This is a genomic window from Flavobacterium sp., from assembly GCF_027490375.1.
Classification (GTDB): Bacteria; Bacteroidota; Bacteroidia; order Flavobacteriales; family Flavobacteriaceae; genus Flavobacterium.
In genome coordinates this window covers 24,479-36,049 of record NZ_JAIXYH010000065.1, presented here as the reverse complement: position 1 = coordinate 36,049, position 11,571 = coordinate 24,479, and the positions used below count along the sequence as shown (strand labels likewise).

Here is an 11,571-nt window from a genome sequence, read left to right as displayed (position 1 = left end):
TCATCGGTCTTGTATAACTCAATTCCGAAATCAGCAAATTCTTGTAAGAATGTGGCTTGTAGATTTGCTCGGTGATTAGAAAAACTACTTATAAATAGCTGTCGACGGCTGTGAAAATGCCACTATCGGTGTACTGTAAAGCAAAACTGATTAATTAACTCTTAGTAAAGTTAGTTAAATATCACGTACGTTTCGTGGTAACGCCTTTGCGGCCCGAATGGCAGCGAAAAGCCTTTTGATAAATGGGGCAAACAAAAGTGCATTGGGCGTGGCGACCTAAGAAGCCGCGGCCAACGCTTACTTTTGTGCCCGATTTGAAAAAGCTTGCAGCGAACAGCCGGAAATGCCGCCCAAATAAAAAACCACAGCTACACTATTGCGGCTGTGGTTTGGCTCTGCTAGAAAATTGGCTGTTTGCGAAGCTCGGAATTACATGGCTTTTTCGAGCCTTTGCCAATTACTCTTTACTTTTTGGAGCTGTTTTCGATGAATTCGGTTAGCTCATCGGTTGATGATGAGAAGCTAAATACGTCGTTTACCTGATAGTAATTGTCTTTATCGACACAGCTTGCGTATGCCGACTTAGCGAAATCTAGTTTATTTTGCTCGAACGAAAAGATGTTGATGAGTTCGATGATTTGTGCCGTCGACAAGCACTGAGCTGCAGCGATTTGTTTAGCTACTTTCAATTGAGAATCGGCAAACGATTGTTTTTCGACCGATTGTTTCGCCTTTTGAAACTCGGTAGCCGACATTTGTACGGTACAATTCTTTGTAGCTTTTGGTGTTGACTTTGGCGTTGGCTTAACTACTTTAGGCTTTTCGGTAGTGTCGATATCTTCTTCCGAACCGATTGTTCGCGATGGCTTAACTGGCGCCGTAGTTTTTGTGGTTACAGTAGTTGTTGTTTTTACACCGCCAACGTTCATATTAACGTTCACATTTTCGTCGGATTCGTTGATTGTGGTCGTTGTATTAACACCGCCAACATTCATGTTCACATTAACGCGATCGTCAGACTCCTCAATAGTTGTGGTAACACCTACGCCTACAGTATTTACGTCGACCGTTTGCGTTGTAGTTTCTGTGGTTTTCTTAGGCGTACTTTTTACGGTTTTAGGCAGCGGATTTTCGGTTTCGTGGAATTTAACTACATCGGCTGCTTCGGTTGGTTGTTCGGTATCGTTATCAAAGCTACTTACGCGCAATTTGTATCTCCCTTTTTTATCTTTTTTGATGTTGTAGGTAACGTTTACTCTTTTTTCGTCGTAGTCTAATAAATAGACATTTTCATTAATTGTTGGTATACTGCTGTCTTCAAAAATGATTTTTAGCAGGTAATTTGGTTTTTTTAAATCGGTTATTTGTACGTTGGTTGATGGCGCATCGTTTTGTCTAACGCCGTCTAAAATTACGTAAAAGCGTTCTCCTTCTTGCGAAAAAGTGGTGATTGTGCTTGTTTGTGCGAAGTAAACTTGCGAGAAAAGCACAAATAGGAATATTAATTTTGTTTTCATTTTATACAGTTTATTGTTGAGTCGGTTTAATTAAATTAGGAATGATGTACGATTGTGGTGCGAAGTTAATCTGGCGTCCGTAGATCATTTTGACGTCGATTAATTGCTTTTTTAAAGTAGGAATTTCATCGGCGTAGTCTAAAATTTTGTCTGCTAAATCGTCGGCGCGATCTTTGTAGGTGCAAACGAGTTTTGTATAGTTATTAGCAGAAACGATTTCTAGATCTCCGCCAAAATTTTTATCGGCTTTCAATTTAGCGCGCAGTGTTCTCAAATCTCGAAAAGTTCCGGAGTTGTAGAATCTGATTTCGTAAGGTGTTCCCGAATTTACCCAACTTCCGATATAGCCGGTAACCATACCGATTAATTTAGAGAAGTTTAGATCGACCGCTTGATTTAAGGCTTGTACTGTATTGGAATTATTACCTGCTTTTGGCAAACTTTCTAGACTGATAGCGCCTAAACCTTCGCCGGTACAGTTATCAAATGCACGAGCTTGGAACGACACCTTTCTACCTTGTGGGATATCGAAAGCGCCTTTAACTTCGGATGTTGTTAACTGGCTAACTAAAATAATAAACTGAGCGTTAGATAAAACGGCTAATTGCTGTGCGTAGCTTAACTGCGCGTTGCTTTCTTGCAACAAGTTACTTCTTTCCGTTTGGAGTGTTTTTAAGCGCGATTGATCCACATAACGGTATGAGCGTTCGGCTAGGAAGCTGTTGATGCGATCAACGGCAATTTGTAAGTCTTTCTTTTCGGTTTCGTTTTGTACGCTGGGATCTACCATAACGAGGAAGCGCACACCACCGATGGTTTTACTGAGTAGTTTAAAATCGGCTTCTAAGCTATTGGTAGTCACTTCGGCTTGTATGGTAACTTCGAAACGATCGGGAAAGGGTACTTCTTTGGTAACGGTGTACCTTTTAATGTAGCCTGATGTATTTGAGGCAATGGCGTCGGAAATAACCATGTAGTTTTCTACTCGAGTTTCCGAACGCAAACTAACACCAACCGCCTGAGAAACGGCATTTCTAAGAGCGTCTTGCAAGGCGTCTGTTTTATTCAAACCACTTCCTTTTGCTTCTACGGCTTGTTGCGAGAAGCCCACACAACTGATTAACAGTACAAGAATGACTTGAATTTTCGCCAATAGAGATTTATTCGTCATCTGTTTAAAATTTCTGATTAATAAATTAGAAAATCAATTTAAACAGCACTGCACCCACGTTTTGCGCCACTCGAGCCACTTTGTTCCAAAAAACACTTTTTGAAGATTTTTCCGGAATTTTAAAAGTGCCTTTACCCGTTTGGATCATATTGATGATATCAGCTCCTTTTTCGTTTCCGTAGGCTTGTAAAATTTCTTTTCCTAACTGCAAGTATTGAGGAAATTTACCGTCTTTCAATCTGAAATACTGTGAAAAATCAAAGAGCACTTTTCCGTTGTCGTCTACTACCATCGGATACATTGAAGGGTCGAATTCGCCTGGATTTTCGACATTAAACACGATGGGTTTTGAACCGTCGACACCTTCTCCGTTATTGGGTTCTTGCTCCAAAAGCGGCGATTTTTCGTAACCGTTTTTTTGTCTAGCTAAGGCTAACGACTCGTCGTCTAGTGTATTTGCAAGGCTTTCTTGTCCGTAAATTGGCATGCGTAAACGAACTTCTACATAGCCGTCTTTAACTTTAGCTTCGCCAATTTGTTGTGCTCCTTTAACAACACCTTCTACACGCGAATAAATATAATCACTAGTGGTAATCATATCTTGAACCGTCGTTTCGCCGATGATCTGCACACCTTTCACGATTTCAAGGAGATTTCGTTGTGCAACAACTACGGCGCCACGAGTAGCCATTAATTTAGCTTGAGCGGCGTTTTTAAATCGTTCGTTATCCATTACTGCCTGCCCCGTAGCTTCAATGTATTGTTGGGTCCAGTTTATGTTTCCGTTGGGTTTAGTTACCACTAAATCTTTTGCCCCTTTAGCAAGATCTTTAACGCTTTCCGAAATTCCTAAATCGCTTTGATTTGGCTGTGCTGTGGTTAGCGCAGCATTTGTCGTTGAAGCCTGACCTTTCCCTGGCTTAATTGACACTTTCGGTGTTGCTGCTGCTTTTTTCGCAGCTCTTTTTTTAGAAACTCTCTGCTCTTTTTTAGTAACTTTTTGAGTCTGTCCATACGTTGTATCCACAGCGAATAGCAACAGGAAAACGAGCAGTGCAGTTAGTAGAAAGTACTTTTTTTTCATAATTTGTGGTGTCAATAATTACTTTAATTTCATTTTTTTAATCTGAATTCTCTTTTTAAAAAGGATTTCTCAAGTAAGTTTTCAAAGTTATGATTTTCAAACAAAAGGAAACGGATTGCGCTTTAAATTTGGTTTAAGAGCCTATTCCTACTTTTTTTAAATCGTGTTACCTAGATTACGAACAATAAAAATGCCTTAATAAAATTTGATTTCAATTTTTTGATTTGCAAATCGTATGGAAAGTTTTCAAGAACTGTACCATTTGAAAATCGTTAACAATAATTAGGCGAATTATCGATTTTATGCAATTAGATAATTGATTTTCAATAGTTTAATTTTTTAACAATTAATGTACTGAATCAAAACTATTTGTAAATGAAACTTAAATTTTGCTTTCAAACAATTGTTTATTGACATGCTTCCGTTTTAATTTGGGTGGAAAAATGAACAAAGTGTGCGTATTCGGCAAAAATGGCTCCGTGATTTTTGAAGAATTGAAGTTTTGAGATAAAGCTTGAAAAGATGCGCTTGAAATTAACAAACGTAATATTGCAATATTACCTCGATTAAGAAACTCATTACTAAATTTTTACGTTAAAAAAATCATGCTTTAAAAAATAACTTTTTTAAAACTGCAGCAAACGTTTGTGCACGTTTGTTGCGGCCCGGATAGCAGCGAAAAGCCTTGCCTAAATCGGGGCGTACAAAAGCAAAAACAGCATAGCGACCAAAGGAAGCTCTTGCGGTTTTTAGCTTTTGCCGACCTGAGTGGGCAAGCTTGCAGCGAATAGCCGGAACTGCCGCCCAAAAAAAGGTCTTCCCGAAACGAGAAGACCTTTTAAACCTAAGTTCGATTAAAAATCTTTGTCAGATTGCTTTAAATCAACAAACTGTGAAATCAGATAGCAATGAAAAGGGATAGTTTCCACGCTAAACATATAAACGGCTGCCTACTTCGTTAGATTTTTTTGCGATACTACAGTATCCCAATAATGTATTCAACCATTTATCTGTTTTCTGACTGCAATTTTTAAATCGAACTCAAGTTTTTCAACAAAACAAATCTAAAAATAGTGAACTAAGCTGTTTTAGCGGTGCGGCGGCGGCGTAACCAGAATTTTGTGGCTTTAACTAGGTAGAACATCACCGGCACCATGACCAGCGTAAGCACGGTGGCGTAGGTTAAACCGAAGATGATGGTCCAGGCTAATGGCCCCCAGAAGATTACGTTATCTCCACCTATGAATACGTGCGGGTTTAGGTCGGTTATGAGCGAGAAGAAATCGAAATTCAACCCGATAGCCAACGGAATTAAACCTAAAACGGCGGTAAGTGCGGTAAGTAAAACTGGGCGTAAACGCGACTTTCCGGACTCGATGATTACCTCTGTAATTACGTTTAAAGGTAAATCGTCGTGAGATTCGACACCGTACTCGGCTACTTTTTCATCGAGCAGCAGAACGAAGAAGTCCATTAACACGATACCGTTTTTCACAACCACTCCCGCGAGCGAGATGATTCCCATCATGGTCATTAAGATCACAAAGTCCATTCCTGCAAAAACGTAGCCGTAGAACACTCCGGAAAAACTGAGCAACACGGTAAACATGATGATGCCTGTTTTGGAAATGGAATTAAACTGCAAGACAATAATGGTTGCGATTCCGAAAAGTGCCAACAACAGCGCTTTAATAAGGAAGGCTTGGTTTTTAGCTTGTTCCTCTTGCTCGCCCGAGAACGAATAGGTAATTCCGTTACCCATTTTGTATTCCGATAACTCGGCTTGGATGGTACGAGTAATACCATCGGCGTTATATCCGGTAAGTACGTTTGAGTAAATCGTCATAACGCGTTTGTAATTGCGGCGTTTGATTTGATTAAACGTTTTGATTTTCTCGGTTTGCGCAATGGCAGAAACGGGCACTTGAACTACTTGTCCGGTTCTTTGATTGGTGAATGTAACGGGCTGATTGAACAACACGCTTTCGTTCTTACGTTGATCTTCTTGCAAACGAACGGTAATGTCGTAATCGTCGTCGCCTTCTTTATATGTTGAAATTTCCTGACCGTAAACGGCACGACGCATGGTAAAACCAACACTTCCGGTAGATGTACCTAAGCTTCCTGCGTTTACACGATCGATGTTTACGCGTAATTCGGGAGATTCTTTGTTAACATCGACTTTTAGTTTTTCGATACCTGGAATATTTTTAGTGTTGATGAATGCAATCATTTTATCGGCTTCGTTCAACATTTCGTCGTAATCGGATCCGGTTAATTGGATCGAAATTGGATAACCCGACGGCGGACCGGCAGCGTCTTTTTCTACGGTAACCGATGCTCCTGGCACCATTTTTACTTTCGAACGAATTTCTTCCATCACCTCGGATGTATTCACGCCGCGACGCAATTTGAACTCTCGGAAGTTGATGGTTACTTTTCCTTTATAAGGCGTCTCGGCCTGTGAACCTGCATCGACATTCGGATTGCTCGCGCCCATACCCACTTGAGAAACTACCGACTCGGCCAACCAGTTTTCGCTTGCGCCCGGATCTTGGTATTTCTTCATAATGTTAATGACTTGCTTTTCAACAAAACGCGTGGCTTTATCGGTTTTCTCAATGTCGGTTCCCTGTGGATATTCCAAATACACGATTACTTGGTTTGGAATGTTGTTTGGAAAGAAGAGCACTTCACGTGGAAAAACTCCTACAAGAATAAACGATAAGATAAGTAAGGCGATAATCCCGAAGAAAGAAACTAATGCTGCTTTCTTGTGTAGAATTTTGTGCAGGAATTTTTGATATCTCACTTCTAATTTTGGGAAGAACGAATGTTGGAAATCTTGCGTCCATTTGAAGATAAAGAAGTGATATGCCCAAATTAAACCAACAGCAATTACCGATAAGTGACCAAAAGCACGCAAAGCTTTAACATCGTACACATGCCCCGGAATTAGGAACAAAAGTGCTGCGATTCCGAAACCAATGGTATAAATTTTCAATGATCGTTTGCTGATGTTGCGGTCTTCGATATCCATAGAACCGCCCGTCATCGCAGCATTGATAACCATCGCCACAAAAAGCGAAGCGCCAAGTACTACCGATAAGGTCATCGGGAAATAGAACATAAACTTACCTAGCGTTCCGGGCCACAAACCTAGCGGGAAAAAAGCTGCCAAGGTTGTTGCTGTAGACGAGATAACCGGCCAAGCAATTTCACCGATACCAATCTTTGATGCCGGAATACGTGCCATACCTTTTTTCATGTTGGCAAAAACGTTGTCGACTACCACAATACCGTCGTCGACCAACATACCCAGACCCATAACCAAGGCGAAAAGCACCATGGTATTTAAGGTAACTCCAAACGCATCGAGAATAGCAAAGGCCATAAGCATCGACAGCGGAATGGCAGCTCCAACGAACAACGAGTTTCTCAATCCCATGGTAAACATCAATACAATCATTACCAGAATGATCCCGAAAATAATGTGGTTGGAAAGCTCGTCTACTTGGTGTTCCACGCGCGACGATTGGTCGTTTGTGGTCGTAATCTCTAAATCTTTCGGAAGGACGTTTTCTTGAGCGTCTTTCAAGATTTCTTTTACTTGATCGATGGCAGAGATCATGTTTTGTGCCGAACGTTTTTTCACGTTAAGCATCACCACTTCTTCACCCGATTCACGGGCATAGGTAGTTTTCTCTTTTTCTTTGAAAGCAATTTTAGCAATGTCTTTTAGATATACCGTTCCGTTAAACGATTTAACGATAATATTTTCTAATTCAACCGGTTGCTTGATTTCGCCAACTACGCGAATGTTGTTTCGAACCCCTTGTGTGGTAAGGTTTCCGCCGGAAATTGTCATGTTTTCCGACTGTACAGCGCGCTGAATATCGTCGAAGCTAACTTTCGCAGCCGTCATTTTATACACGTCTACAGCAATTTCAACCTCACGGTCATCGACGCCTAGAATGTCGACCTGTTTTACTTCTGGGATGTCTTCAATTTCATCTTCCAGATACTCCCCAAACTTCTTTAATTGTTGGGTGGTGTAATTTCCTTTAAGATTGATGTTTAAAATCGGAACTTCTTCAGAAATATTCAAATCGAACACACTCGGCTCTACTTTACTGCCGTTATCGAGGTTTGGCCAATCGCTGTCTGCTTTGGCGAGGTCAACCTTGTCTTTAACGCGTGTTTTTGCTTCTTCGTTGGGAACTTTCTCGTTAAACTCGGCGATAATCATGCCGTAATCTTGGTACGAACTGGATGTAACTTTAGTAACGCCGCTGATGTTCTTAATCTCGTCTTCCAAAGGTTTTACAACGAGTTTCTCTACGTCTTCAGCGCTGTTTCCAGGGAACACCGAAGAGATGTATATTTTGTTTTCGATGATTTCAGGAAAATCTTCCCGAGGCATCGTGATGTAGGCTATGGTTCCCGCCAATACGATAATGAATGTGATGATGTAAACGGTTACACGATTATCGACAGCCCAACTCGATATGCCAAATTCTTTTTTCTGGTGACTCATACGTCTAAGTTGTTAGAGGAGCTTATTAAAATGTTAGTTTCATGCCTTCGGAAATGTTCGAGGCGCCTTCAGTGACTACTTTTTGATCGGCGGTTAAACCGGAAATGATTTCAGTTACGTTTCCAGCCGATTGGCCTACTTCCACAAATACGCGCTTAGCAATTCCGGAATTTCCTGAAACTTTATCGGCAATGAACACGTATTTTTTACCGTCTGCATCGTCAAGAACTACGTTTGATGGAACTACAATCGCCGATTTATTGGTGTAATCGATAATACGCAGTTTCGCTACTTGATTCGGACGTAACATATTGTCGTTCGGAAGCGCGATCTCTACACCAAAACTTCTGTTTTCTGGATTTACGCTGTTTGCAATCTGGCGTACTTTTCCTGAATAGGTTTTTCCAGTTCCTTCGATGGTGATATCGACAGGCGTTCCCACTTTGATTTTTCCTACATAAATTTCCGGAACTGTAGTGTTTACGTACATTTTACCCAAGTTCACGATACGCATTAAACCTTGCGGACTAGCGGCAACAACTTCGCCTTTTTCTACAAAAACCTCATCGATAGTTCCGCTGAATGGCGCTCTAATTACCGTTTTTGCGAGTTGTGCACGAGCTTGATTTAAACTCTTTTGCGCACTTACCATTTGCGTTTGTGCGTTTAAGAATTGGATTTCAGAACCAATACGCTTGTCCCATAAATTTTTCTGACGCTCGTAAGTTGTTTTAGCTAAGGCGTACTGACTCTCCAAAGCTGCGATTCCTTCGCTTGCGCCGCCATCGTCTACGCGACCTACAATCTGACCTTTAGAAACGCGTTGTCCGGCTTTCACGTTCAAAGAAACCAAAACACCCGGAACTTCAGGCTGTACCAGTACGTTCTCTTGAGTAGTTACGTTTCCTTGCAATTCGATGTAGTGCTTGAAAATGGTGTCTTGAACAGCAGAAACTTCTACGAGCGACTCCGACACTTTCTTCTCCAAAGAACTCAATGCCGCATCGAGTTTTGTGATTTCAGCTTGTAAGGCTGCGCGCTTATTTTTAATGGCATCGACATTTTTAGATGCAATGATATCTTCTGTTGAATTTGAATTACCACCGCCACAGGCGACTAGTAATACGGTTAGTGACCAAAGGATTATTTGTTTTTTCATAACGGTACGGATGTGATGGGTTTAGTTTGATGAGATTACGCGCTCCAAAGCAGAACGCTTATTGATGATATCGGACATGGTTTGCAAAAACGCTTGCTGCGCCGAATACAACTGCTTTTGAGCGTCGTTGTAATCGAAAGAAGTCGACAAGCCTTCTACGAATTTTACTTGTTGTTTGCGTTCGATGCGTTCGGCTAAATCAAGCGATTTTTTAGCTGTTTGAAATTCTTCCACAGCCAAATCAAAATCGCTTTTTGCTTTTGCAAACTGAACTTGTAGCGCTTGTTCCGTGGCAATTAATTGCGTTTTTGCTTGCTCGATGGCAATTTTAGCTTGTTGTGTTCTCGACGAACGTGCAAACGAAGAGAAAATCGGAATATTTAAGCTGGCACCTACAAAAGAGTAGTTCAACCAACGTTGTTGCCGATCTAAAAACGTAAACCTATCGCTAAACGCATTGTATCCAAAGTTCAAATTGGCTGATAGGCTCGGAAGCGCTTTACTGCGCTCTAATTTGTATTCCAACTGGCGTTGCTCGTTGAGGTTTTCCAATATTTTGTAATCGATGTTTTGTTTTACATCAAAATTGGTTGCATTCAAAGACGTAGCTACACTTTCGGTTGCCAACTGATCGAGCGTTTGCGTTAGCGTAAGCTGATCTTGAATTTCTAAACCTAATTCGTATTTAAGCATGTTGTAACTAATTTTTCGCAAACGAGTTACGTTGTTTAAGTTGCTTTGGATGCTGGCCAGAGTAAGTTGCAATTGCTCTACGTTTTCTTCTTCAATCAGGCCGTTTTTAAAAGTTTCTTGCGTGTCTGAAAGCAGCTTTTCAACTAATTGCTTGTTGCGTTGCAAAATCTTGATACTCTCGTCGGTTAAAACTGCCGAACCGTAAGCGTTAATTATGGTTTCACGCACATCGGCATCGGTTTTTTGCTTGGCATTTTGGTAGTATTTCAAATACGTTTTAGAGGCTTGAAGTGCTACGATGTACGAACCGTCGAATAAGAGTTGCGACAAGGTTGAACGGGCAATTGCCGATTGTTTGGTTCCGAAGGCAATCTCAGTAAATTCGCCAGGCTGACCTCCAAAAAATTCTGCTGGAACCACCGATTTCTGAATCTCGATGTTGTATTGATAGTCGATTCCCGCGTTAATTTGCGGCAAACCAGCCGCGGTTGTTTCCCATTTTTTCTTTCGGGAAATTTCGATATCGCGTCCTGCATTAATGACTTTTGCGTTGTGCTCCAGCGCATGCGCAATGGCCTCTGTCAGGTTAAAATTGTAGCTCTTCGGTTGACTTTCGGTTCCGCCTTGAGCGAAAATTCCGGAAGCATACAACAGCGTCACTACGGGTATTAGGTACTTCATTTTGGTTAAATATTTGGAATTGATAGATATGATTCGAGTTCTGAGATGCCTTTTGGCGTACCAATAGCGCGGGTATGATATTCCAGCATGTACAATTCGCGCTGCCAAGCTTCTCTTTCCAAGGGAGAAGTCTCGTTGATGTGGAACATCAGGGTGTAATAAAAATCAATGCATTCGGTTACGTTGATGTCGGCACGATAATACCCGCGTTCGATACCTTTTTCAAGATTGTGCTGCACAAAGTGTTTACACTGGGTAAACTGTACTTGTAAAATGTGCTGATAAATCTCTGGGTAAAACTTCCGCAATTGGTACACGGGCGATGCTTCAGCAATATGAAACATCTCTTTAAACATGTTTCTAATTTCAAAGTTTTCTTTAATCGGATTGTAATCTTTGGCAATAACGTCGTGCATCATCGACATGATTTTACCGTGTATTAGGGTTACACTGTCGGAAACCAAATCCTCTTTATTCGAAAAATACTTGTAAATCGTTTTTTTAGAAATCGACATGTCGGCGGCAATATCGTCCATCGTCACACTCTTAAAGCCCATCTTAAAGAAAAGCTCGGTGGCACGTTCTACTATTTTGTCCTTCATCGTCAAAAATTTCGACAAAGGTATCTTGGAAACTTTTAATACTAAAATAGTTTCCTTAGTTTTTACAATTTTTTAACACTGAATTAAAAATACGGTGCTAAAAAATTGTTTTTCAATAGTTTAGGTT

The 11,571-nt window shown here is 40.9% G+C and carries 7 protein-coding genes; all 7 read right to left on the bottom strand.

The genetic code is table 11. From position 1 onward, the window contains the following. Nucleotides 1–464 precede the first annotated feature (464 nt). The 7 genes from Q0064_RS08945 to Q0064_RS08915 all read right to left on the bottom strand — a co-directional run bounded on the left by Q0064_RS08945 (nucleotide 465) and on the right by Q0064_RS08915 (nucleotide 11,444). The gene (locus Q0064_RS08945) at nucleotides 465–1,517 is read right to left on the bottom strand and encodes a DUF4476 domain-containing protein (RefSeq protein WP_298147408.1); all 1,053 of its coding nucleotides are present in this window, start codon (nucleotides 1,515–1,517) and stop codon (nucleotides 465–467) included. Between the two features lie 10 nt (nucleotides 1,518–1,527). After that, entirely contained in the window at nucleotides 1,528–2,688 is a 1,161-nt protein-coding gene (locus Q0064_RS08940) for a hypothetical protein (RefSeq protein WP_298147405.1), read from the bottom strand. 25 nt (nucleotides 2,689–2,713) lie between these two features. Beyond that, the gene (locus Q0064_RS08935) at nucleotides 2,714–3,772 is read right to left on the bottom strand and encodes a hypothetical protein (RefSeq protein ID WP_298147402.1); all 1,059 of its coding nucleotides are present in this window, start codon (nucleotides 3,770–3,772) and stop codon (nucleotides 2,714–2,716) included. 1,078 nt (nucleotides 3,773–4,850) lie between these two features. Continuing rightward, nucleotides 4,851–8,309 (bottom strand): efflux RND transporter permease subunit, encoded by a 3,459-nt coding sequence (locus Q0064_RS08930; RefSeq protein ID WP_298147399.1) that lies wholly within the window; start codon nucleotides 8,307–8,309, stop codon nucleotides 4,851–4,853. A gap of 25 nt (nucleotides 8,310–8,334) precedes the next feature. Next, complete coding sequence (locus tag Q0064_RS08925; RefSeq protein WP_298147396.1) at nucleotides 8,335–9,468, bottom strand: efflux RND transporter periplasmic adaptor subunit; 1,134 nt, start codon at nucleotides 9,466–9,468, stop codon at nucleotides 8,335–8,337. A 21-nt stretch (nucleotides 9,469–9,489) separates the two neighbouring features. Then, nucleotides 9,490–10,842, bottom strand: a complete 1,353-nt coding sequence (locus Q0064_RS08920) for a TolC family protein (RefSeq protein WP_298147393.1) — start codon at nucleotides 10,840–10,842, stop codon at nucleotides 9,490–9,492. A 5-nt stretch (nucleotides 10,843–10,847) separates the two neighbouring features. Continuing rightward, nucleotides 10,848–11,444: a TetR/AcrR family transcriptional regulator gene (locus Q0064_RS08915; protein WP_298147391.1), complete on the bottom strand. Its 597-nt coding sequence runs from the start codon at nucleotides 11,442–11,444 to the stop codon at nucleotides 10,848–10,850. Nucleotides 11,445–11,571 lie beyond the last annotated feature (127 nt).